This window comes from Streptomyces sp. YKOK-I1 (assembly GCF_054660435.1).
Map to the genome: position 1 here is coordinate 4,372,915 of NZ_BAAGDR010000001.1, position 22,584 is coordinate 4,395,498.

Below are 22,584 nucleotides of genomic sequence, written 5' to 3' on the forward strand. Positions count from 1 at the left end.
GAGGGTTCGGGGATGAGGGGTGGGGCGTTCAGGAGCGGGGGCCAAGGGGTTCGGGGTGCCGGGAATCGCCCACCCGCAAGAGGCTCCCGCACGTGCCGCCGGTGACCGCGCCGTCAGGCCGGGGCGCCCAGTTCCGCCCAGACCGTCTTGCCGGCCAGGCCCGGGGTGCGGACGACTCCCCAGTCCAGGCAGAGGCGCTGGACGATGAACATGCCGTGGCCGCCGGGGCGGCCCGCGCGGTGCGGGGTGCGGGGTGCCGGCTGGCCGGTGCCGCGGTCGGAGACCTCGACGCGGATCACCTTCTTGTCGCAGCCCAGGACCATCCGCTCCGGCCCCTCGGCGTGCAGACAGGCGTTGGTGACCAGCTCGGAGACGACGAGCAGCACATCCTCGGCGGCGGCCCGCTGGTCGGCGGTGGCCGCGGGCAGCCAGCCCCACGCGTACAGCGCCTGCCGGGCGAAGTCGCGGGCCGCCGGGACGACCCCGCTGACACCGTCGAAACTCAGCCCGCGGACCTGGCGACCCGCCGGGGCCCCGGAGCGACTCGCCGGGCCCCCGGCAGCGCCGCCGGCCTCCGGCTCCTGCTCCGGACCGCGGTCGCCCGGCGAGTAGGGCCGGGTGGTGCTCATCAGCGCTTCACCTCACCGATTCACCGGTTCACCGGTTCACAATTCAACATTCACTCACCACAGGGTGCCGTACAGAGTCCAGTACGCGGCACACCGGCGTTTCCGTCGAACGTGCCACCGACATGTTCAGATCCAGGATGTCTCCTGCCCTGCGGAACGGGTGGAACACCCCCCGTTCCCGTCGCGCCGGGCGCTTGCCACCGGACACGGCCGGGACGGCTCAGCCGTCCTCGTCGGCGAGCGCGGCCGCGAGGCTCTCGTGCACGGTGAACACCGCGTCCGCCCCGGTGATCTCGAAGACCCGGGCCACCACGGGCTGCATCCCCGCCAGATGGACCCCGCCCCCGGCCGCCTCCGCCTTCAGCCGGGCGCCGAGCAGGACGTTCAGCCCGGTGGAGTCGCAGAACTCCAGCCGTGAGCAGTCCACGACCAGCCTGCTGAGCCCCCTGGAGAGACAGTCCTCGAGTGGTTCACGCAACAGATCGGCGGTGTGGTGGTCCAACTCGCCCGCCGGGGTCACGACGGCGCTGGACCCCTCTTCCCGCACCTCGACCAGAAGCCGGCCCGACTGTGCGCTGCCGACCGTCCCGCGGTCCATGCGTCTCTCTCCCGGGTTCGCTCACTACTGGGTGATCACCTGCCGACAGCCTGCGAAATTCCCCGCCGGCCGCCCTCGAACACTACGCCTTCGCCACGTGCTCCAACACCTGAACAATCACACACAAACGGACATAAGCCACCAATTCGCACTTGCGGATGGCTCCGTGCAGCCGGTAGGGCTAGTAAGGAACACACAACCGACACGGCCGGCTTTGGAGGCGCCGCACACCGTAGTGCGCTCACTGGCTTCGGCAGCCTTATGCCGAGAACGATGGAGGACATCATGTCACCCCGGCTCGACGCATCGCCTACCCCGACTGCGACGTCGACACCCCCACCGGTACAGGACCAGCTGAATCCCATCGCGGAGCTTCCCGGGCCCCGTCACCCCGACGCGCCCCCTCCGTACGACGAGCTGATCCCTCCGCAGGAGGAGATCGCACAGATCGGGGCCGTCGACGCACGGGCCCTGTCCAAGACGCTGTTCGAGCGGCTGGAGTCACTCGAGGAGGGCACGCACGAACACGCGTACGTGCGCAACACCCTCGTCGAGCTGAACCTCGCCCTCGTGAAGTTCGCCGCCTCCCGCTTCCGCTCGCGCAGCGAACCGATGGAGGACATCGTCCAGGTCGGCACGATCGGCCTGATCAAGGCGATCGACCGGTTCGAACTCTCCCGCGGCGTCGAGTTCCCCACCTTCGCGATGCCGACCATCGTCGGTGAGATCAAGCGGTTCTTCCGGGACACGTCCTGGTCCGTCCGCGTCCCGCGCCGGCTCCAGGAGCTGCGGCTCGACCTGGCCAGGGCGGGCGACGAACTCGCCCAGAAGCTGGACCGCTCCCCCACCGTGGCGGAACTGGCGGAACGTCTCGGCATCACCAACGAAGAGGTCGTGGAGGGCATGGCGGCCTCCAACGCCTACACGGCGTCCTCCCTGGACGCCCAGCCGGACGAGGACGACGCGGAGGGCGCCCTCGCCGACCGCATCGGCTACGAGGACCACGGGCTCGAAGGCATCGAGTACGTCGAGTCGTTGAAGCCCCTGATCGCCGAACTCCCGCCGCGCGAACGCCAGATCCTCTCCCTCCGCTTCGTCGCGGGCATGACCCAGTCGGAGATCGGCGAGGAACTGGGCATCTCGCAGATGCATGTGTCCCGCCTGCTGTCACGGACCCTGGTGCGACTGCGCAAGGGACTGACGGTCGAGGAGTAGGCCCGGTCACCCCCGGGGCGCCCGCCCCGGGGGACGGAGCCTTACCCCCGGAAACCCTCCCCACGACACCCCTCTCGCCACTAGGGTCACCCCCACCCCAGACTGACCAGTACGTCAGCAACGGCGAGGAGGCGGACCGTGTCCCGTGCGGACGGAGAGAACGCGGAGGACCCCACTGCATCCGATCATTCCGATGCCTCCGACGCCCGTCTGACAGACCTCCTGCGCGGCGCGCCCGCCCGGGCCTACCCGGCGCTGCGCGCCCTCCGCGCCCGCCACGAACCGTCCGTCCTGGCCTACGCCCGCCTCTGCACGACGAGCGAGCCGGCCGCGCGCCGACTGGCGGCGGAGGCGTTCACCCGTACGGCCCGGGAGACCGCGCACGGCAGCGAACCGGGCGGCGCCCTGCGGCACCGGCTGCTGCTCCAGGTGGGACGGGTGGCGGCGGACTGGTCGGGGGACGACCGGGCGAGCGGCCTGGACGCGGGCCTGCTCCTGGTCCTCAACACGACTCCGGCCCCCGACGGCCCGCTTCCTCCCCTCCTGCCCGCCTTCCGCTCCCTCCCGCCCCGCGCACAGGGCCTGATCTGGTACGGCGTGGTGGAGCGGGAGGAGACGGACCGCATCGCCGTCCTGCTCGGCCTGACTCCCGTGGACGTGGCGTACGGGACCGCCCCGGCCCTGCACTCCCTGGCCGGGGCGGCACTCCGGCTGCGCCTCGCCGCCTCCGACGACCCCCGCTGCGGGGACTTCCGGCGGCTGATCGAGGAGTCCGTACGACCGGAGGGCGCCCGGCGCAGCCCCGACCTGGAGGCCCACCGGGCGCACTGCCCGCACTGCGCGACGGCGTACGAGGAACAGCGCGCGCTGCGGGACGCGCCGCGCACGGCGCTGGCGGAGGGGTTGCTGCCGTGGGCGGGGACGGCGTACGTGAGGGAGGAACGGGAGCGGGAGGTGGCGGCACCGGTACGACGACTCCCGCGACGCCGTGCGCTCCTGGTCTCGGCGGTGGCAGCGCTGGCCCTGATCCCCCTGTGGCTGACCCTGATCCCCTCGGACGACGCGGGAGTCCCGACGGGGGCGGCAGCCGCAGCCCCGTCGACGGCCCCTCAGGTGACGGTGACGACGACGGTGTCGGCGCCCGCGCCCACGCCCACACCAAGTACCATCAAGTCCCCGTCACCGAGCGCGACGCCGTCCCCCTCACGCACCACCACACCCCCGACCCCGACCCCGTCCCCCTCCCCGACTCGCGCGCCGGGTGGGACGTACGCCCAGGTCGTGAACGTCGCGACCGGCCGCTGCCTGGAGGTGGCGGGCGACTTCGACAACGGCACGGACGTGGTGACGGTGCCGTGTACGTCGTCGCCGAGTCAGAGGTGGCGGGTGGACGCGGGGCGCGGGGTGGTGCAGTCGGCCGCCGACACCGACTTCTGCCTGGACAGCCGGGGTTCCGTGGACAAGGGGGTCGGCGTCTGGGAGTGCGACTCGGTGGAGGGCGATCACGGCGACAACCTCCGCTTCACGGTGGACGCGGACGGGACGGTCCGCCCACAGATCGCGATCCTGACGGGGCTGACGGCGGACCCGGGGGGCGGAGTGTCCCTGGAACCCCTGGACGAGGGCGGGGATCAGCGCTGGCGGGCGGGGGCGGCGTGACCCCGCCCGCGTCGGTGACCTGGTACGAACGGTCGAGCCAGGTGCCCAGTTCGTCGAGATCGCCGGAGGCGAGGACCCGCTCGCGAACGGAGTCGGGGGCGTCCCTGGCACCCGTGGCGTCAAGGGACTTCATCCATCGCATCACGAAGGAGCTGTGAGGCACCCATGGTCCAGACCCTGCGCTGGCAGAAGTCCACGTTCTCCGGCGGCGGCGAAGGAGACACCTGCCTCGAACTCGCCTCCTCCCCCGCCACCCTCCACGCCATGCAGAGCAACTCGGCTTGAAAGAAAAGCAGTTGGCCGCCCTTCCCCGCGCTGGGAGAATCCGCGGGTACAGGGAGAGGGTGCGTTGGCCGTATTCGTGTGTGCGCGGTGTGATGCCGTACTGACCGCCTCCGTCTCGCAGGTCGCGCTTGCGCCGCACGCGCACTGGACGTACGGCCACGACATGCTTCCGTCGCTCATGGAGCCGGGAACGTACGCCGTGGATCCCGAGCCGTCCGGGCGGCCGTGGAAGCCGTGGAGCGAGATCGGGGAGGACGAGGCGCAGGCGCGGGGTGTGTTCGCGCGGGCGGCCTACGGGCTTTCCTTCGGCGCGGCGGGGGCCGTGGTCCTCGCCCCGGGGGACGGCCGGGGCATGGCGCTCATCCCCGAGCGGCTGGATGGCTACTGCCTGGGCCTCGACGGGCGGGACGGGCCGAATCTGGCGTGCACGGGCTGCGGGCAGGCGGTGGCGACCCGTGTCGACGACTGCTCGCTGTGGCAGGCGGTGTGGCTCGCCCCGGACGCCGTACGGCGGCTTCCCGACGACGGGACGGATGATCCGTGGCCGGACGACTGGGACACCCTCGTGAGTGAGCGGCGGAGCACCCCGCCCGTCGAGCAGCTCGGGTACTGGCACCCGCAGTGGGAAGCGGCCGTCGGCGCAGCTCTGGCCCATCTGGTAGCGGCGTCGGGCGGTGCTCCCGTCGGCCTGCCCGACGGGCTGCTCACGGACCTCTTCGGCCGCGCGCTGGACGTCCATCTCCCCAAGGGGCGACCGGCGAAACGGCTCGCCCTCGGCGGGCCGGGGCTTCCCCGCCCCGATGCCGGCATCCTCCTCGTCCCGGTCCATCCGCAGACCGGCGAGGCGTGGTCACCGCCCGCCGGAACCGACGCCGCCGTCGTCCCCCTCTCGGCCGACGTCTGGATGCACCTCGCCTTCCCGCGCGAACCGGTCCCGCCGATCCCGGTGAGCGGTGGCATGCCCGACGGCGTCCTCCGCGACGATCCGCTGCCGCTGCGCCCGTACCGGCTGTTCCACCCGGACTCACGGGTGTTCCTGCAGACGCTGGCCCGGCTGCCCGCCGTACGCCGGCCGTGGCTGCGCGAGATCTTCGACCGCGCGAACGGGCGGTCGTAGCGCCGCCCGTCCTGACTCGCGCGCCCCTCAGACCACCCGCACGCCCCTCTTCCACACCCCGGAGACCAGCGGTACGCCCGGGCGGTAGGCCAGGTGGACGTGGCTCGGGGCGTCGAGGAGGGTCAGGTCGGCGTAGGCGCCGGGGGTGAGGCGGCCGACGTCCGTGCGGCGGAGGGCTGCCGCTCCGCCGGCCGTCGCCGACCAGACCGCCTCGTCCGGGGTCATGCCCATGTCCCGGACGGCCAGGGCGATGCAGAAGGGGACCGAGGAGGTGAAGGAGGAGCCGGGGTTGCAGTCGGTGGAGAGGGCCACCGTCACGCCCGCGTCCAGGAGGCGGCGCCCGTTCGGCCACTGGGCGCGGGTCGAGAACTCGGCGCCGGGGAGGAGCGTGGCGACGGTACGGCTGTTCGCGAGGGCGTCCACGTCGGCGTCGGTGAGGTGGGTGCAGTGGTCGGCGCTCGCCGCGTCCAGTTCGACGGCCAACTGCACGCCGGGGCCGTAGGACAGCTGGTTGGCGTGGATGCGGGGGTGCAGGCCCTTCGCCCTGCCGGCGGTGAGGATCGCGCGGGCCTGGTCGCCGTCGAAGGCGCCCTTCTCGCAGAAGACGTCGATCCAGCGGGCGTACGGCGCGCAGGCGTCGAGCATCTCGCCGGTGACCAGGGCGACATAGGCGGCCGGGTCGTCGGCGAGGTCGGGGGCGACGATATGGGCGCCGAGGTAGGTGACCTCGTCGGTGTGCCGGGCGGCGATGCGCAGGGCGCGGGCCTCGTCGGCGACCGTCAGGCCGTACCCGGACTTGGTCTCGAAGGTGGTCGTGCCCTGGTGGAGGGCCTCGGAGAGGTAACGGGTGAGGTTCGCCTCGAGTTCCTCGTCGCTCGCGGCCCGGGTGGCGGCGACCGTGGTGCGGATGCCGCCCGCGGTGTAGCCGCGGCCGGACATCCGGGCGTTGAACTCCTCGGTGCGGTCGCCCGCGAAGACCAGGTGGGAGTGGGAGTCGACGAAGCCGGGGAGGGCCGCCCGGCCGTCGGCGTCGACCCGGTTGTCAGTGGCGGGTGCTTTGCTGGAGTCACCGGTCCACACGACGCGGTCGCCCTCGATGACGACGGCCGCGTCCCGGACCAGACCGAGGGGAGAGCCGTCACCGAGGGAGGGGTCGTTGGTGACCAGCGTGGCGATGTTGGTGATGACGGTGCTGCTGCTCATCGTCGTGTCCTCGTGGCTGACAGGGGCGGGGGTCAGGCGTGCAGGGCTTCTACCGCCCGCGCCAGCGCCTGCGGCACATCCGGTACGAGCGTGTGGGCGCCGTCGCGTACGACGTGCCGGCCCGCGACGACCGTATGCCGTACGTCCGCCGCGGTCGCCGCGAATACGGCGGTCTCGGCGCCGAGCCGGGGCGGCGGGCCCGCCGTCCTGACGGAGTCGAGGGCGATCGTCGTGAAGTCGGCGGGGGCGCCGGTCTCCAGGGTGCCCGCCTCGGGGCGGCCGAGGGCCGCGTGGCCGTCGGCGGAGGCGGCGCGCAGCAGGGCGGCCGCCGTCCAGTGACCGCGGGTGCGGGTGCGCAGGCGTTCGTTCAGCTCCATCGCGCGGGCCTCCTCCAGGAGGTCGATCACGGCGTGGCTGTCGGAGCCCAGGGAGAGCGGTGAGCCCTCGTTCTGCAGGGCGACGGCCGGGCCGATGCCGTCCGCGAGGTCCCGCTCGGTCGTGGGGCACATGCAGGTGCCCGTGCCGCTGCCGCCGAGCAGGGAGATGTCCTCGGCGGTGAGGTGGGTGTTGTGGACGCCGGTGGTGCGCGGGCCGAGCACCCCGTGCAGGGCGAGGAGCTGGGTCGGGGTGCAGCCGTGGACCTCGTGGCAGGCCTCGTTCTCGGCGGTCTGCTCGGAGAGGTGGACGTGCAGCGGCGCGCCGCGCTCCCCGGCCCAGCCCGCCACCGTCGCCAGCTGTTCGGCGGGCACGGCCCGCACCGAGTGGATGGCGGCCCCGATCCGTGCGTGATCCCGTTCCTTGAGAAGTGAACAGCGTTCGGCCCAGGCGTCCGCGCTGCCGTCGGAGAAGCGGAGCTGGTGGGCGGTGGGGGGCTGTCCGAAGCCGGAGGACAGGTAGGCGGTGTCGAGGAGGGTGATGCGGATGCCGGCTTCGGCGGCGGCCTCGATCAGGGCCTCGCCCATCGCGTTGGGGTCGGCGTACGGGGTGCCGCCGGGGGCGTGGTGGAGGTAGTGGAACTCGCCGACGGCCGTGATCCCGGCGAGCGCCATCTCGGCGTACACCGCGCGCGCCAGGGCGTGGTAGGTGTCGGGGGTCAGCCGGTCCGCGACGGAGTACATGGTCTCGCGCCAGGTCCAGAAGGTGCCGGAGCCGACCTGGACGGTGCCGCGCAGGGCGCGGTGGAAGGCGTGCGAGTGGGCGTTCGCCAGGCCGGGGAGGGTGAGGCCGCGCAGGATCTCGGCGCCCGGGGGCGGGGTGTCGGCGCCCTTGCGGACGGCGGTGATCCGGCCGTCCGTGACGTCGAGGGCGACACCCGGCTCCACCTGCGGGTCGAGCCAGGCGTGCTCCAGCCAGTAGGTCCGTGTCCGCTGCGTGGAGGTCACCTGCAGGCCAGTCCTTCCAGTACGTCGGCGAGGGCGTGCACCCCGGCCACGCAGTCGTCCTCGGCGGCGAACTCGGCCGGGGAGTGCGAGACACCCGTGGGGTTGCGCACGAACAGCATGGCGGTCGGGACGCGTCCGGAGAGGATCCCGGCGTCGTGTCCGGCACCGGTGCCGAGGACGGGGACCCTGAGGCCGGTGGTCGTGCCGCTCGACCCGCCGCTCGACCCGCCCAGGATGCGGGCGAGTTCGTCGCGCAGGGCGTGGTCGAACTCGACGACCGGGGTGAAGGACTCCCGGACCACGTCGAGGTCGACTCCGTGCTCCTCGGCGTAGGCGCGGGCGGCCTTCTCGATGCCGCCGACGACGGTGTCGAGGGTGGCCTGGTCCTCGGCCCGGGAGTCGAGCCAGCCGCGCACCAGGGAGGGGACGGCGTTGACGCCGTTCGGCTCGACGGAGATCTTGCCGAAGGTGGCGACGGCACCGGCGAGCGCGGCCTCGCGGCGGGCGGCGAGGACCGTCTCGGCGTACGACAGCATCGGGTCGCGGCGGTCGACGAGGCGGGTGGTGCCGGCGTGGTTGGCCTCGCCGCGGAAGTCGAACCGCCAGCGGCCGTGCGGCCAGATGGCGCTGGCGATGCCGACCCGGTCGCCGGACAGGTCCAGCGCGCGGCCCTGTTCGACGTGCAGTTCGACGAACGCTCCGATGCGTGCCAGCCGCTCGGGGTCGGGGCCGATGGCGTCGGGGTCGTGGCCGGCGGCCTCCATGGCCTGCGGGAGGGTGATCCCGTCGGCGTCGGTGAGGCGGTGTGCCTGCTCGGCGGTGAGCGCTCCGGCGGTGAGCCGGGAGCCGACACAGGCGAGACCGAAGCGGGCGCCCTCCTCGTCGCCGAAGTTGACGATGGCGAGGGGCCTGGTGAACTCGGCTTCCCTGGAGCGCAGTTCGTCGAGCGCGGCGAAGGAGGAGACCACCCCGAGCGGCCCGTCGAAGGCGCCGCCGTCGGGCACGGAGTCGAGGTGCGAGCCGGTGACGACGGCGTCCCCGGAGGCCGGGTCGCCCAGCCACGCCCACTGGTTGCCGTTGCGGTCCACCTCGTAGTCCAGACCGCGCGCGGCGGCCTGCTCCGCGAACCAGGTCCGGCAGTCGGCGTCGGCGGCGGTCCAGGCGAACCGGCGGTAGCCGCGGGAGGCGGAGTCACGGCCGACGGGCAGCAACTCCGCCCACATGCTGTGGAACGTCACGCGTCGTCACCCTCGCGCATCGGCACCCGCACGCCCCGCTCGTCGGCGACGGTCTCCGCGATGTCGTAGCCGGCGTCGACGTGGCGGATGACGCCCATGCCGGGGTCGTTGGTCAGGACACGGCGGATCTTCTCGCCGCCGAGCTTGGTGCCGTCGGCGACGGTGACCTGGCCGGCGTGGATCGAGCGGCCCATGCCGACGCCGCCGCCGTGGTGCAGGGAGACCCAGGAGGCGCCGGAGGCCACATTGACCATGGCGTTGAGCAGCGGCCAGTCGGCGATCGCGTCGGAGCCGTCGAGCATGGCCTCGGTCTCGCGGTACGGGGAGGCGACGGAGCCGCAGTCGAGGTGGTCGCGGCCGATGGCCAGCGGGGCGGCCAGCTCGCCGGACGCCACCATGTCGTTGAAGCGCTCGCCGGCCTTGTCGCGCTCGCCGTAGCCGAGCCAGCAGATCCGGGCGGGCAGGCCCTGGAAGTGGACGCGTTCGCCGGCCAGCTTGATCCAGCGGGCCAGGGACTCGTTCTCGGGGAAGAGGTCGAGGATCGCCTTGTCGGTCTTGGCGATGTCGGCGGGGTCGCCGGACAGGGCCGCCCAGCGGAAGGGGCCCTTGCCCTCGCAGAACAGGGGGCGGATGTAGGCGGGGACGAAGCCGGGGAAGGCGAAGGCCCGGTCGTAGCCGGCGAGCTGGGCCTCGCCGCGGATGGAGTTGCCGTAGTCGAAGACCTCGGCGCCGGCGTCAAGGAAGCCGACCATGGCCTCCACGTGGCGGGCCATCGACTCGCGGGCCCGCGTGGTGAAGCCGGCCGGGTCCTTGGCGGCCGCGTCGGCCATGTCCTCGAAGGCCACGCCGACCGGCAGGTAGGCCAGCGGGTCGTGGGCGGAGGTCTGGTCGGTGACGATGTCGATGGGGGCGCTCATCGCGAGGAGCTGGGGGACCAGCTCGGCGGCGTTGCCGAGGACGCCGATGGACAGCGGGCGGCGCGCGTCACGGGCCTCGACGGCCAGCTGGAGGGCGTGGTCGAGGGAGTCGGCCTTCACGTCGAGGTAGCGGTGCTCGATGCGGCGCTCGATGGCGCGCGGGTCGACGTCGACGCAGATCGCGACGCCGTCGTTCATGGTGACGGCGAGGGGCTGGGCGCCGCCCATGCCGCCGAGGCCGGCGGTGAGGGTGATGGTCCCGGCGAGGGTGCCGCCGAACTTCTTCGCGGCGACGGCGGCGAAGGTCTCGTACGTGCCCTGGAGGATGCCCTGGGTGCCGATGTAGATCCAGGAACCGGCGGTCATCTGGCCGTACATGGTCAGGCCGAGGGCCTCCAGGCGGCGGAACTCCTCCCAGTTGGCCCAGTCGCCGACGAGGTTGGAGTTGGCGATGAGGACGCGCGGGGCCCACTCGTGGGTCTGCATGACGCCGACGGGGCGGCCGGACTGGACGAGCATCGTCTCGTCCTGCTTCAGCCCCTTCAGGGTGCGCACCATGGCGTCGAAGGAGCGCCAGTCACGGGCGGCCTTGCCGGTGCCGCCGTAGACGACGAGCTTGTCGGGGTGTTCGGCGACCTCGGGGTCGAGGTTGTTCTGCAGCATCCGCAGAGCGGCTTCCTGCTGCCATCCCAGGGCGCTCAGTTCCGTACCGCGCTGTGCTCGTACGGGGCGGGGTCCTGACATGGTCTGCCTCCTTGCGGACGGTTCGTCCCGACGGACTGTTGCTCTCTCTATTCACATCCTGGACCTCTGAATAGAGCTAGTCAATACATCGGGGTGAAGCCCGGGAGGAGACGGGCGGGAGAGGGCGGGGGAGGGCGGTCCGCGCGAGAGGCACCGAAGGGGCGTACGGCGCCGGGTTCACCACCCCTGACCGACGGGCGCGCCGTTGACGTAAACCGTGCTCACGGTGTTGATAGGGACGCATGGGGCGTCGCGCCCCCAAACGGGGCCAGCCGACCCACGTTAGTCAGTCGGCCGCATGTTCCGCTGGAAAATGCCAGATCCCTCACCCGCGGCGCATACGTTGCGTAGCGTCTCCCTCACTCATCCGAACCGCGGGCGGGAGGGGAGCCGAACGGTGCCCGGAATCGACGAGTGCCTACTGGAGGCCATGCGGCTGCCCGGGGCCCGGGGAGCAGCGTTGGTCGACTGGACCAGCGGGCTGGCGCTGGGCGCCGTCGGGGAGTTCCCGGGCGGCGACCACGAGGCGGCCGCGGCCGAGGCCGCCGAGGTCGCCCGGCTCACCGCCGAGCAGCGGGCGTTCACCCCCGAGGGCTACGACGCCGCAGGTGAGGGCGGAGCGGAGGAGGCGGCCGAGCCTCCGGTGGAGGATCTGATCATCAGCAACCGGGACAGTTACCACCTGCTGCGGTTCGTACCGACGTCCTTCGACAGCAGTGTCTTCCTGCATGTGTGGCTGAGCCGGTCGGACGGCAATCTCGCGCTGGCCCGGATCCGGCTGGGCGAGATGGCCGGACGGCTGGTGCTGGGATGACGCTCGTGGGGACGACACCGAAGGGCACGACCCCGCCGCCCCGGCTGCCGGTGCGGGAGAGATCGGCGGCCCGGGAGGCGGGAGGCGGGCTGTCGCCGATGCTGACCCGGCTCGCCGCGGACCGGGCCACCGGCGTCCTGGAGCGCGAGCGCGGCTCGCTCTACCTCGCCGAGGGCCGTGTGGTGCACGCCGAGAGCCCCCTCGCTCCGGGCCTCGACGTGCTCCTCCTGACCCACGGCACCCTCGACGGCGCCGCCTGGCAGCAGGCGCTGGACCGGGCCGGCCCGGAGCAGGGCGCGCTGCGGCTGCTCCTGGACGCCGACCGGATCCCGCGCGGCGCGCTGGAGCTGTGCCAGCTGGCGGCGCTGTACGACGCGGCGTACTTCGTACTCGCGCCCAGCAGCGCCCCAGGCCGCTTCCGCTACGGCGCCGCGCATCCCCTGGGCGGGCTGCGGCCGGTGCCGGTGCGTTCGCTGGAGCGCGAGACGCTGCGCCGCCGCGCGCTGCTGGACCGGCTGTGGCCGGACCCGCTGGCCGACGGGGCGCCGCTGGTGCGGGCCGAGGCGTTCGCCGCCCCGGCGCCCACCGCGCGCCAGCGCGCCGTGCTGGCGCTGGTGGACGGGGTGCGCACGGCGTCGGACATCGCCCGGGAGCTGGGCCGGCAGGCGTTCCACACCCTGGTGGACGTCCGCCGGCTGGCCGCGGCGGGGCTGCTGACCGGGCTGTTCCCACCGCCGCCGCCACCGCCACCGCCGTTCGTCACGACCGGAGCGCCCGGCACGCCCTCAGCCGCGGGAGCACCCGGCGCGCCACCGGCGGGCGGCCCCGGCAGAACCGGCTCGTCCGGTGGACCGGGGGCGGCCACGGGCATGACCGGCGCGCCCGGTGCGCCACCCCCCGCCGACCCCCCGCACGCGGCCTCGCTGCCCCGTGTCAACGACCCCGACATCACCTTGCTGAAGAGGCTCAGAGATGCGCTGGAGGCCCTTTGAGCGGCAGCGACCGCGCGACGGGAGGAGCGAACTGATGGCCGCCGGGCCCGAGATCCTCGACGAGCTCCGCCGGTTGCGGGCCCGGTTGCCGCAGCTGACCGGTGCGCTGGCGGCCGGCGTGGACGGCCTCGTCCTCGCCCACGACACGCCCGGCGTGGAGCCGGAGGGGGTGGCCGCGCTGACCGCCGCCGCCCTGGGCGTCGCCGTACGGCTCACGGACAGCACCGGGCAGGGCGATCTGCGCGAGTTGCTCGTGCGCGGGCGGTACGGCTATGTCGCGACGTACGCGGCGGGCGGTCACGCCGTGCTGACGGTGCTCGCGCAGGACCGCGTCAACGTCGGCCGGCTGCACCTGGAGGGCCGCCGGGCCGCGGCCCGGATCGGGGAGCTGGTCGACGCGTACGAGGCGAGGGCGCGCGAGGCGCGGGCCCGGGAGCCGAAGGCCGCGCCCGCGAAGCCGCCGGACCGGCCGCCCGTGCGGACGCCGGCCAGGCCCTCCGCCACCCCCCTATGGACCAGATCGGCGCGCGACACCACCACGGACGCGCGCACCACCACGGAAAGTCGAGAGGAACCGAGGAACACGTCATGGCCAACACCGAAACCGCACTGAAAGAGGCGCTCGCCACCATCGAGGGCGCGTCGGCCGCCGCGCTCGTCGACTACACCAGCGGGATGGCGCTGGGCACGCTGGGCGGCAGCAAGACCTTCGACCTCAACGTGGCCGCGGCCGGCAACACCGACGTGGTGCGCGCCAAGATGCGCACCATGGAGCACCTCGGGCTGAAGGCCCAGATCGAGGACATCCTGATCACGCTGTCCGACCAGTACCACCTGATCCGTCTGATCAGCGGGCGCGGCGGCAACGGGCTCTTCCTGTACCTCGTCCTGGACGCCAAGCGGGCCAACCTCGCTATGGCCCGCCACCAGCTCAGGAAGATCGAGGAGGACCTGGAGGTCTGACGTCGCGTACAGCTCGGTCTACGCGTACAGCTCGGTCCGGCGGCGGTTTCCGCCCGGGGCCGCGTCGCCCGCCCCGATGCCGGTGCTGCGGTACGCCTTGACCGCCTTTCCGGCCGGACGGCCTCCGTACCGGCCGAGCCAGTCGACGCGCACCCACAGCAGCGCGTCCCCGGCCCGCTCTCGCCGCCCGAGCCAGGCGGCCTTCAGCCGCAGCCCGGTGCCGCATCCGGCGAGCAGCATGCCGACGGCGGCGGGCACGGCGAAGGAGCTGACCAACGCGGCCGCGAAGGCGAGCAGCAGCCACCAGCGGTGGCCGCGCCGCCACGTGCGGACGGTGACCGCCCGGTCCTGGAGCACATCGTGCTTGCCGGCCCGGGCGGCACCGCCCGCGAGCGCGGTGTAGCGCTTACGGCCGTACAGCGCCACCACGGCCGCCGCCACGAGGAACAGCGCGGCCCCCGCCACGACCCCGATCCGGCGGCCGGTGATTCCGGGCGGCAGGACGCCGACCCCCGCCGTGAACACCCCGCACCACCACAGCGGCGCGGCCCCGGCCCGTACGACGACGGCCACCCGGGCCAGTCCCTGACCTCCGCGTGCCACGTCCGTCTCCTCCTCGCTCCGGCACAGTTCTGGTGACGGGTCAGGTTAGTGAGCGAACGTGAGACCAGTCTGAGAGCCGAGCGGCGCTCCTCGACGAGCGGGGCTACTCGACGAACAGTCCCCGGGCCGCCGCCCGGGTGTCGAACTCCTCCAGGCGGGCCTGCGCGTCGGGCAGGTCGTCGCACATCGCCTCCAGCAGGACCCGGCCCAGCAGCATCGGCGCGCACGCCGTGTCGAAGGCGAGGCCGGTGCCGACGGCGGCGGGCAGCAGCAGGTCGGAGACCTTGGCGACCGGGGCGAACGCGGAGTCGGCGACCGTGACGACGGTCAGCCCCGCCTCCTTCGCGCAGGTCAGGGCGTCGAGGACCTCGCGCGGGTGCCGGGGCAGGGCGAAGCACAGCAGCGCGCTCGCACCGGCGCGCACGGCGGCGTCGATCCGGTCCTGGATCATCGTGCCGCCCTCGTTGAGCAGCCGTACGTCCGGGTGGACCTTGGCGGCGAAGTAGGCGAAGCCGTAGGCCTGGGAGGCGGCGGCCCGCAGGCCCAGCACCGGAAGGGGCCGGGAGGCGGCCAGCAGCCGGCCGGCCCGGTGCACCGGGCGGGGGTCGGCGAGGAGTTCGGCGAGATGCCGCAGGTTCTCGATCTCGGCCTCGACGGCCTGCTGGTACTCGTTGTACGAGGCGGAGCCGGCGGGCTGGTCGGCGGGCGCGACCTCGCGCAGGTGCCGGCGCAGGGCGGGGTAGCCGTCGAAGCCGAGGGCCACGGCGAACCGGGTCACCGAGGGCTGGCTGACCCCGGCCAGCTCGGCCAGCTCGACGCTGGACAGAAACGGCACGTCGGCGGCGCGCCGCACCATGCTGTGGGCGATGCGCCGCTGGGTCGGCGTCAGCCGGTGCCCCTCGAAGAGCGCCTGCAGCCGTCCGGCGGGCGTGTCCGCCGCACCCGTGCCGTCCATGTCGGTCTCCCCGCTCATGCCCCGCTCCCCCTCCAGATGTCCGTGAACCGGTCCAGCAGCCGGGCCGCCGCGCTCACGTCGTCCGTGAGCGGCCGGTCGGCCTGTTCGGCGTCGAGCGCCGCCTCGGCGAGGTCCAGCGCCGCCCCGGCCGGGAGTCCCGGGCCGGGCCGCAGCTCGCGCTGGCGCAGCGCCCGTACGGCGGCGACGAGTTCGCAGCCGACCACGAGACGGTACGCGGCGCACGCGCGCAGTGTCTGCCGGGCGGCGAGGGAGGCGAAACTGGCCTGTTCCTCGACGCCTCGGGAGAGTACAGCGTGGCCGAGCGACGCGGGCGCGGAGAAGGCCCGCAGGTCGCCGAGGGCGGCGCCGGCGGCGTACTCCAGGATCATCACTCCGGAGGAGGCGGGCCGCTCGTCGGCGAGGAAGGGCCGCAGCCGGGTGTAGGCGGGCTCGTTGAGGGTGGAGAGCCGGGCGGTGGACAGCCGTGCCACCTGGACCAGCGAGAGTCTGAAGTGGTCCAGGGCGAGGGCGAGCTGGGCCTGGTAGAAGCCGCCGTGGTGGTAGGCGGTCTGGTCCTCGGGGGAGATGAGGGGGTTCTCGGCGGCGGCGTTGATCTCGATGCCGAGCACCTCCTCCAGGGCGTCGGCGGCGTCGTGCGCGGGGCCGTGGATCTGGGGCAGGCAGCGGAAGCCGTACGGGTCCTGGATGCGCCCGAGGGGCGGGGTGGGGCGGTCCTCGGCGCCGATCAGCTGCCGCATCCGGCGGGCGACCTCGCGGGAGCCGCGGTGGGGGCGGGCGGCGTGCACGGGTGCGGCGTACGCCTCGTGCGAGCCGTCGACGGCGAGCAGCGAGAGCGCCGCGACGACCTGGGTGGCCTCCAGCAGTCCGCGCAGTTCGTCGAGGGCGAGGGCGGACTGGCCGAGGGTGAGGGCGTTGCTGCTGATGAGGGCGAGGGCGTCGTTGTTGTCCAGCTGCTGGGGTCCGGGGGCGCCGGCCCCGCGCCAGGGGTGCTCGCCGGCCAGTGCCAGCCCCACCTGGGCCAGTGCCGCGAGGTCGCCGGTGCCCACCGAGCCGAACTCGTTGACGACCGGATACGCCCCGCCGGTCAGGGCCTCGCACAGGGCGGTGACGACGCCGGGGCGCAGGCCCGCGCCGCCGGCGAGGAGCTGGTTGGCGCGGACGGCGAGCATCGCGCGGACCTGCCGGGCGGGGAGTTCCTCGCCGATGGCGCCGGCGTGACTGCGCAGCAGTCTGAGACCGTGCTCGGCGGCCTCGTCGGTGGGCACGTCCTCGTTGCGGTTGGCGCCGACGCCGGTGGAGCGGCCGTAGACGCGTCCGGTCGCGGCGATCTGCCGGGCGGCGTCCCAGACCTCGGTCATCCGGCGCATCGCGTCGGTGCCGGGCACCGGCCGGGCGGTCCCGTCGGCGAGGCGGACGACGTCCCGGACGCCGAGGGCGACGCCGTCGAGGACGACCAGGCCACTGTGCACGACACCCGGGTCATCCACGATCTGAGACGACATTGACCCCAAACCCTTCCCAATGCGGACACTCGATCTTGCCCAACGGTCATCTGTTACCTCGGATTAACGCCGAACCGTTGACAAGCTATTCAGACACCAAGAACTCTGCATGACGTTATACAGCCGGGCAAGGGACATCTCATGATCCAGTTCGATGCGGTCCACAAGCGCTTCCCCAACGGCACGACAGCAGTGCACGACCTCACCCTGGACATGCCGGAAGGCGGCGTGACCGTACTGGTCGGCTCCTCCGGCTGCGGCAAGACCACCACCCTGCGCATGATCAACCGCATGGTGGAACCGACGTCCGGAACCATCAGGGTCGGCGGCAAGGACGTCACCCGGCAGGACGCGGCCGAACTGCGCCGTTCCATCGGGTACGTCATCCAGCAGGCGGGCCTCTTCCCGCACCGCACGGTGCTCGACAACATCGCCACCGTGCCGCTGCTGCTCGGCCACGGCCGCCGCAGGGCGCGCGCCCGCGCCGCCGAGCTCCTCGAGACCGTCGGCCTCTCCGCCGACGCCGGGAAGCGCTACCCCCACCAGCTCTCCGGTGGGCAGCAGCAGCGCGTCGGGGTGGCCCGCGCGCTCGCCGCCGACCCGCCGGTGCTGCTCATGGACGAGCCCTTCGGGGCCGTCGACCCCGTCGTGCGCACCCAGCTCCAGGACGAACTGCTCCGGCTCCAGAAGGAGTTGAGCAAGACCATCGTCTTCGTCACCCATGACATCGACGAGGCCGTACGCCTCGGCGACCGCATCGCCGTCTTCCGCACCGGCGGGCACCTCGTCCAGTGCGCCTCCCCGGCCGAACTGCTCGCCCGCCCCGCCGACGACTTCGTCGCCGACTTCCTCGGCGCCGAGCGCGGCCTGAAGCTGCTCTCGCTGAAGACCCTCGCGGGCGTCCCCCAGGGCGCGGCCCCCGAGGGCGGCGCCTGGACCCTCGTCCTCGACGAGGCCCGCAAGCCGCTCCACTGGGCCTCCCAGGACGCCGAACTCCCCGTACGGCCGCTGACCGACGACGACTCCCTGCTGTCGGCGCTCAACGAGTCCGTCGCCTCCCCCACCGGCCTGGTCGCCCGCGTCGACGCGGGCGGCGTCCTCACCGGCGTCACCTCCCGCGACGACATCCACGAGCACGCGGGCCAGGCGCACGCGGAAGCCCGGGTGGCCGCATGAGCATCGACTGGTCCTGGATAGCGGGCCACACCGACGACCTGACCACGCTCACCATCTCCCACCTCCAGGCCGCGCTGACCGCCGTCTTCTTCGGCCTCCTGATCTCGCTGCCGCTCGCCGTGGTCGCCCACCGGGTCCGCCCCCTGCGCGGCTTCCTCCTCGGGCTCTCGAACGTCCTGTTCACGATCCCGTCGATCGCGATCTTCGTGCTCCTGCTGCCGGTCAGCGGACTGACCCGCACCACGACCGTCATCGGGCTGACCGTCTACACCCTGGTCGTCCTGCTGCGGAACACGGTCGAGGGCCTGGACTCGGTGCCCGCGCGGACCAAGGAAGCGGCCAAGGCCATGGGCACCCGTCCCCTGCGCACGCTCCTGACCGTCGAGCTCCCGCTCGCCCTCCCCGTGATCATGGCGGGCGTCAGGATCGCGACCGTCATGTCGATCTCCCTGGTCTCGGTCGCCACCTACATCGGCGACGGCGGCCTCGGCCAGCTCTTCACCGACGGCTTCCAGCGCGACTTCCCGACCCCGGTGATCGCAGGCGTGGTCCTCACGATCCTCCTCGCCGTCGCCGCGGACGCGGCGCTGGTCGCCCTCCAGTACGTCCTGACCCCGTGGAAGAGGCGGCGAGCCTGACATGTACGAACTCTTCAGGAACCTCGGCTCCTGGCTGACCGACGGCGCCCAGTGGTCCGGCTCCGACGGCATCGCCCACCGGCTCGCCGAGCACCTCCAGTACTCGCTGCTCGCCACCCTCATCGCGGCCGCGATCGGCCTTCCCCTCGGACTCCTCATCGGCCACACCGGCAAGGGCGCCTTCCTCGCCATCAACCTGGCGTCGTTCGGGCGAGCCCTGCCGACCGTCGGCCTGGTGGTGCTGGTCTTCCTGGCCGGCGGGCTGTCGATGCTGCCGGTGTACGTCGCGCTGGTCGCCCTCGCGGTCCCCTCGATCGTCACCAACACCTACGCGGGCATGACGGCCGTCGACCCCGAGGTCAAGGACGCGGCCCGCGGCCAGGGCATGCGCGGCCACCAGGTCCTCCTCCAGGTGGAGCTGCCCCTCGCGCTCCCCCTGATCATGACCGGCCTGCGGCTCGCGCTCATCCAGGTCGTCGCCACGGCGACCATCGCCGCGTACGTCTCCTTCGGCGGCCTCGGCCGCTATGTCTTCGACGGCCTGGCCCAGCGCGACCTCGTGCAGGTGATGGGCGGCGCGGTGCTGGTCGCCGTGGTCGCCGTCACGCTCGACCTGCTGCTCTCGGGCCTCCAGCGCCTCCTCTTCCGCCACCGCACCGCCTAGGGAACTAGGGAACACCCACCATGAACCGACGCACTCTCCTCGGCGGACTGTTCGCCGCGGCCTCCGTCCCCGCGCTCTCCGCCTGCGCGAGCGGCATCACCTCCCTCGACGGCCAGGGCTCCACCGGCGGTGGCGGCGGCTCCAGCAAGGGCGGGATCACCATCGGCACCGCCAACTTCACCGAGAACCAGGTGCTGGGCTACCTCTACGCGGCCGTCCTCACCCAGGCCGGCGTCAAGGTGAAGGTCCGCCCGAACCTCGGCACCCGGGAGATCGTGATCCCCGCGCTCAGGGCGGGCGACATCGATCTGCTGCCCGAGTACCAGGGCGCCCTGCTCAACTATCTCGCCCCCAAGGACGACTCCGCCGAGCCCGGCACCATGCAGAACGCGCTCACCATGGCGCTGCCCGGCGGCCTCCAGGTGCTGCCGTACGGACAGGCGGCCGACTCCGACTGCTTCGTCGTCACCCGGGCGACCGCGCGGAAGTACGGTCTGACCTCCCTGGCCGACCTGGCCGCGCAGAACGGCAAGCTGGTCATCGGCGCCGCGCCCGAGGTGAAGAAGCGGCGGGTGGGCGCGGTCGGTCTGAAGGAGGTGTACGGCGTCGAGTTCAAGGAGTTCAAGTCGCTGGACTCCGACGGACCGCTGGTCAAGGGCGCGCTGAGGAAGGGCGATGTGGACGTGGCGAACCTGTTCACCACCGACACCGACATCGAGGCCAACGACTGGGTGGTGCTGACCGACCCGAAGAACCTCATCCCCAGCCAGCACATCGTCCCGCTCATCGCCGACCGCAAGGCCGACGACACGGTCCGCAAGGCCCTCGCGCGGCTCGGCAACGTGCTCACCACCGAGCAGCTCACCCAGCTCAACAGCCAGGTCGACAACGACAAGAAGGACCCCGAGGACGTGGCGAACGCGTACGCGAAGCAGCACGGGCTCACGAAGTAGGCGAGGCCCCCGGGTCGGGTGCACCCCGGTGAACCCGACCCGAAAGACGGGGGCTGTCCCCCGTGCGCGGCGCGCCCGCGGTCCCTACCGTGGAGGTCCATGACGGGATGGGAGACCACCATGGACGCGCGCGACAGCGACCTGAAGAAGGAACTCGACGCCACTCTGCAGACCCGCAGGGAGCTGGGCGAGGAGTACGAGTCCGCGCTGGTGGACTCCTTCCTGGAGAAGGTCGACCAGCGCATCGACGCGGCGGTGGAGCGCCGGGTGCGCAGGGGGTTCGCTCAGGCGCAGACGGCGACGGCCCGTGACTCCCGTTCCCCGAGGGCCACGGACTCCTGGGGCGAGCGGTTCGGCTTCGGCATCGTCTCGCTGGTGCTGGCGGTCCCGCTGTCCGCGATCGGCGCGGGCACCGCGCATCTGCCCGGGCTGATCGTCACCTGGGCGGGCATCGTCGGCGTCAACGCCGTCCAGGCCGCCCGCAGCAACCCCGGTCTGTTCGGCGGCGCCCGCCGCCGGTCGCCGAAGGACGACGACTGGAAGGACTGACCCGGCGACAGAGAAACGACGGGGAAAAGAGATGTGTCGCGGGGACCGCCGCACCCCCGTTACCGGGGGGCGGGACGACGGCGGTCCCCGCGAGGGACGCGGGCCGGGTCAGGCCGGGCTTGCGCGTCCGTGGCGTCGGTGGAGGTCCGGGAGCCGCTCCGGAGGTCCGTGACGCCGTTCGGTTGCCGGCCTGGGCGGGGAGCCGCTCCCGCCCTGCCGACACCCACTAATGTGCCGGACCCGTGTTAAGCGTGTGCTGCGCGGACGTGACGCGCTCGTACCACTTCCGCGAAGTCCCCCACTTCGGTGGGTAAACGGAACTTCGCCGCCGGCACCGGCAGTTCACCGGACGTTCGCCGTCACTTGCCGCCCTTGGCCAGGAAGGCCAGCAGGTCCTGACGGCTGACCACACCGGTGGGCTTGCCCTCGACGAGGACGATCGCGGCGTCCGCGGAGCCGAGCACGGTCATCAGGTCGCCGACCGGTTCGCCGGAGCCGACCTGCGGCAGCGGGGCCGACATGTGCTTCTCCAGCGGGTCGGAGAGGGAGGCGCGCTGGGTGAACAACGCGTCGAGCAGCTCGCGTTCGACGACCGAGCCGACGACCTCCGCGGCCATGACGTCCGGGTGGCCGGCGCCCGGCTTCACGATCGGCATCTGCGAGACGCCGTACTCGCGCAGCACCTCGATGGCCTGGCCGACCGTCTCGTCCGGGTGCATGTGGACGAGGGACGGCATCGCGCCGTGCTCCTTGTCGCTGAGGACGTCGCCGACGCGCGCGGACGGGCCCTCGTCCTCCAGGAAGCCGTAGTCGGCCATCCATTCGTCGTTGAAGATCTTCGAGAGGTACCCGCGGCCGCTGTCCGGCAGCAGCACGACCACGACGTCGTCGGGGCCGAGCCGCTCGGCGACCCGCAGCGCGGCGACGACGGCCATGCCGCAGGAGCCGCCGACGAGCAGGCCCTCCTCCTTGGCCAGGCGGCGGGTCATCTGGAAGGAGTCCTTGTCGGAGACCGCGACGATCTCGTCGGCGACGGTCCGGTCGTATGCGGAGGGCCAGAAGTCCTCACCGACGCCCTCGACCAGGTACGGCCGCCCGGAGCCGCCGGAGTAGACGGACCCCTCGGGGTCGGCGCCCACGACCTGCACACGGCCGTCGCTGGCGTCCTTCAGATAGCGCCCGGTGCCGGAGATGGTGCCGCCGGTGCCCACGCCCGCCACGAAGTGCGTGATCCTCCCCTCCGTCTGCTCCCACAGCTCCGGGCCGGTGGAGTGGTAGTGGGAGAGCGGGTTGTTGGGGTTGGAGTACTGGTCGGGCTTCCAGGCTCCCGGCGTCTCGCGCACCAGCCGGTCGGAGACGTTGTAGTAGGAGTCCGGGTGCTCGGGGTCCACGGCGGTCGGGCAGACGACGACCTCCGCGCCGTACGCCCGCAGCACGTTGATCTTGTCGGTGCTCACCTTGTCGGGGCACACGAAGATGCACTTGTACCCCTTCTGCTGCGCCACGATGGCCAGCCCGACCCCGGTGTTGCCACTGGTCGGCTCGACGATCGTGCCGCCCGGCTGCAGTTCCCCGCTCTTCTCGGCGGCCTCGATCATGCGCAGGGCGATGCGGTCCTTCACGGAGCCGCCCGGGTTGAAGTACTCCACCTTGGCCAGAACGGTGGCCTGGATGCCCTGGGTCACGCTGTTGAGCTTCACCAGCGGGGTGTTGCCGACGAGGCTGATCATCGAGTCGTGGAATCGCACCGTTGTCTCCGGTTGCTTG

Annotated in this window: 23 protein-coding genes; 13 read left to right on the forward strand and 10 right to left on the reverse strand. The window is 72.7% G+C overall.

Translation table 11 applies throughout. The annotated features are described in order from the left end of the window. Window positions 1–113 precede the first annotated feature (113 nt). Window positions 114–629: an ATP-binding protein gene (locus tag ACYQ8Q_RS19000; protein ID WP_460066400.1), complete on the reverse strand. Its 516-nt coding sequence runs from the start codon at window positions 627–629 to the stop codon at window positions 114–116. Between the two features lie 220 nt (window positions 630–849). Then, entirely contained in the window at window positions 850–1,227 is a 378-nt protein-coding gene (locus tag ACYQ8Q_RS19005) for an STAS domain-containing protein (RefSeq protein ID WP_460066401.1), read from the reverse strand. A gap of 285 nt (window positions 1,228–1,512) precedes the next feature. Between ACYQ8Q_RS19005 and ACYQ8Q_RS19010 the strand changes: the two genes are divergently transcribed. The 4 genes from ACYQ8Q_RS19010 (at window position 1,513) to ACYQ8Q_RS19025 (ending at window position 5,503) form a co-directional block, all read left to right on the forward strand. Next, complete coding sequence (locus ACYQ8Q_RS19010; protein WP_460066402.1) at window positions 1,513–2,442, forward strand: RNA polymerase sigma factor SigF; 930 nt, start codon at window positions 1,513–1,515, stop codon at window positions 2,440–2,442. Window positions 2,443–2,580: 138 nt separating this feature from the next. Beyond that, window positions 2,581–4,101 (forward strand): RICIN domain-containing protein, encoded by a 1,521-nt coding sequence (locus ACYQ8Q_RS19015; RefSeq protein ID WP_460066403.1) that lies wholly within the window; start codon window positions 2,581–2,583, stop codon window positions 4,099–4,101. Window positions 4,102–4,266: 165 nt separating this feature from the next. Next, complete coding sequence (locus tag ACYQ8Q_RS19020; RefSeq protein ID WP_460066404.1) at window positions 4,267–4,386, forward strand: DUF397 domain-containing protein; 120 nt, start codon at window positions 4,267–4,269, stop codon at window positions 4,384–4,386. A gap of 64 nt (window positions 4,387–4,450) precedes the next feature. After that, complete coding sequence (locus tag ACYQ8Q_RS19025; RefSeq protein ID WP_460066405.1) at window positions 4,451–5,503, forward strand: hypothetical protein; 1,053 nt, start codon at window positions 4,451–4,453, stop codon at window positions 5,501–5,503. Window positions 5,504–5,530: 27 nt separating this feature from the next. Here the strand turns inward: ACYQ8Q_RS19025 and hutI are convergent, their stop codons facing one another. From hutI to hutU, 4 genes are read right to left on the reverse strand one after another with little or no spacing between them, the layout of a single operon-like run. Further along, the gene (gene hutI / locus ACYQ8Q_RS19030; RefSeq protein ID WP_460066407.1) at window positions 5,531–6,706 is read right to left on the reverse strand and encodes an imidazolonepropionase; all 1,176 of its coding nucleotides are present in this window, start codon (window positions 6,704–6,706) and stop codon (window positions 5,531–5,533) included. Window positions 6,707–6,738: 32 nt separating this feature from the next. After that, on the reverse strand, window positions 6,739–8,088 hold the full coding sequence (locus tag ACYQ8Q_RS19035) for a formimidoylglutamate deiminase (RefSeq protein WP_460066409.1): 1,350 nt from the start codon (window positions 8,086–8,088) through the stop codon (window positions 6,739–6,741). After that, window positions 8,085–9,326, reverse strand: a complete 1,242-nt coding sequence (locus ACYQ8Q_RS19040) for an allantoate amidohydrolase (RefSeq protein WP_460066410.1) — start codon at window positions 9,324–9,326, stop codon at window positions 8,085–8,087. The genes ACYQ8Q_RS19035 and ACYQ8Q_RS19040 overlap by 4 nt, the downstream gene beginning before the upstream one ends. Beyond that, window positions 9,323–10,987: a urocanate hydratase gene (hutU, locus tag ACYQ8Q_RS19045; protein ID WP_460066413.1), complete on the reverse strand. Its 1,665-nt coding sequence runs from the start codon at window positions 10,985–10,987 to the stop codon at window positions 9,323–9,325. Before hutU ends, ACYQ8Q_RS19040 begins: the two co-directional genes overlap by 4 nt. A 397-nt stretch (window positions 10,988–11,384) precedes the next feature. Between hutU and ACYQ8Q_RS19050 the strand changes: the two genes are divergently transcribed. Genes ACYQ8Q_RS19050 through ACYQ8Q_RS19065 form a run of 4 tightly spaced genes read left to right on the forward strand, consistent with a single transcriptional unit; the run spans window position 11,385 to window position 13,756 of the window. Then, on the forward strand, window positions 11,385–11,801 hold the full coding sequence (locus tag ACYQ8Q_RS19050) for a hypothetical protein (protein ID WP_460066415.1): 417 nt from the start codon (window positions 11,385–11,387) through the stop codon (window positions 11,799–11,801). Continuing rightward, window positions 11,798–12,793, forward strand: coding sequence for a transcriptional regulator (locus ACYQ8Q_RS19055; protein ID WP_460066416.1), 996 nt, complete (start codon window positions 11,798–11,800; stop codon window positions 12,791–12,793). Before ACYQ8Q_RS19050 ends, ACYQ8Q_RS19055 begins: the two co-directional genes overlap by 4 nt. Window positions 12,794–12,827: 34 nt before the next feature. Further along, the gene (locus ACYQ8Q_RS19060) at window positions 12,828–13,406 is read left to right on the forward strand and encodes a roadblock/LC7 domain-containing protein (protein ID WP_460066418.1); all 579 of its coding nucleotides are present in this window, start codon (window positions 12,828–12,830) and stop codon (window positions 13,404–13,406) included. Further along, a complete protein-coding gene (locus tag ACYQ8Q_RS19065; RefSeq protein ID WP_059203185.1) occupies window positions 13,382–13,756 on the forward strand; it encodes a roadblock/LC7 domain-containing protein in 375 nt (124 codons plus the stop codon). The genes ACYQ8Q_RS19060 and ACYQ8Q_RS19065 overlap by 25 nt, the downstream gene beginning before the upstream one ends. Before the next feature lie 18 nt (window positions 13,757–13,774). Here the strand turns inward: ACYQ8Q_RS19065 and ACYQ8Q_RS19070 are convergent, their stop codons facing one another. From ACYQ8Q_RS19070 to ACYQ8Q_RS19080, 3 genes are all read right to left on the reverse strand, one after another. Next, a complete protein-coding gene (locus ACYQ8Q_RS19070) occupies window positions 13,775–14,359 on the reverse strand; it encodes a hypothetical protein (protein ID WP_460066419.1) in 585 nt (194 codons plus the stop codon). Between the two features lie 103 nt (window positions 14,360–14,462). After that, the gene (locus ACYQ8Q_RS19075) at window positions 14,463–15,314 is read right to left on the reverse strand and encodes a MurR/RpiR family transcriptional regulator (protein WP_460073394.1); all 852 of its coding nucleotides are present in this window, start codon (window positions 15,312–15,314) and stop codon (window positions 14,463–14,465) included. Between the two features lie 14 nt (window positions 15,315–15,328). Next, the gene (locus ACYQ8Q_RS19080) at window positions 15,329–16,837 is read right to left on the reverse strand and encodes an aromatic amino acid ammonia-lyase (protein ID WP_460066420.1); all 1,509 of its coding nucleotides are present in this window, start codon (window positions 16,835–16,837) and stop codon (window positions 15,329–15,331) included. Between the two features lie 141 nt (window positions 16,838–16,978). Here ACYQ8Q_RS19080 and ACYQ8Q_RS19085 point away from each other — a divergent pair, with 141 nt between their 5' ends. From ACYQ8Q_RS19085 to ACYQ8Q_RS19105, 5 genes are all read left to right on the forward strand, one after another. After that, window positions 16,979–18,013, forward strand: a complete 1,035-nt coding sequence (locus tag ACYQ8Q_RS19085) for an ABC transporter ATP-binding protein (protein WP_460066421.1) — start codon at window positions 16,979–16,981, stop codon at window positions 18,011–18,013. Then, window positions 18,010–18,651 (forward strand): ABC transporter permease, encoded by a 642-nt coding sequence (locus tag ACYQ8Q_RS19090; protein WP_460066422.1) that lies wholly within the window; start codon window positions 18,010–18,012, stop codon window positions 18,649–18,651. The genes ACYQ8Q_RS19085 and ACYQ8Q_RS19090 overlap by 4 nt, the downstream gene beginning before the upstream one ends. 1 nt (window position 18,652) lies before the next feature. After that, window positions 18,653–19,315 (forward strand): ABC transporter permease, encoded by a 663-nt coding sequence (locus ACYQ8Q_RS19095; RefSeq protein WP_460066425.1) that lies wholly within the window; start codon window positions 18,653–18,655, stop codon window positions 19,313–19,315. A gap of 20 nt (window positions 19,316–19,335) precedes the next feature. Continuing rightward, a complete protein-coding gene (locus ACYQ8Q_RS19100; protein WP_460066426.1) occupies window positions 19,336–20,268 on the forward strand; it encodes an ABC transporter substrate-binding protein in 933 nt (310 codons plus the stop codon). Window positions 20,269–20,388: 120 nt separating this feature from the next. Further along, window positions 20,389–20,817, forward strand: coding sequence for a hypothetical protein (locus ACYQ8Q_RS19105; protein WP_460073396.1), 429 nt, complete (start codon window positions 20,389–20,391; stop codon window positions 20,815–20,817). A 359-nt stretch (window positions 20,818–21,176) separates the two neighbouring features. Here the strand turns inward: ACYQ8Q_RS19105 and ACYQ8Q_RS19110 are convergent, their stop codons facing one another. Further along, window positions 21,177–22,565: a cystathionine beta-synthase gene (locus ACYQ8Q_RS19110; protein WP_460066428.1), complete on the reverse strand. Its 1,389-nt coding sequence runs from the start codon at window positions 22,563–22,565 to the stop codon at window positions 21,177–21,179. Between the last annotated feature and the right edge of the window lie 19 nt (window positions 22,566–22,584).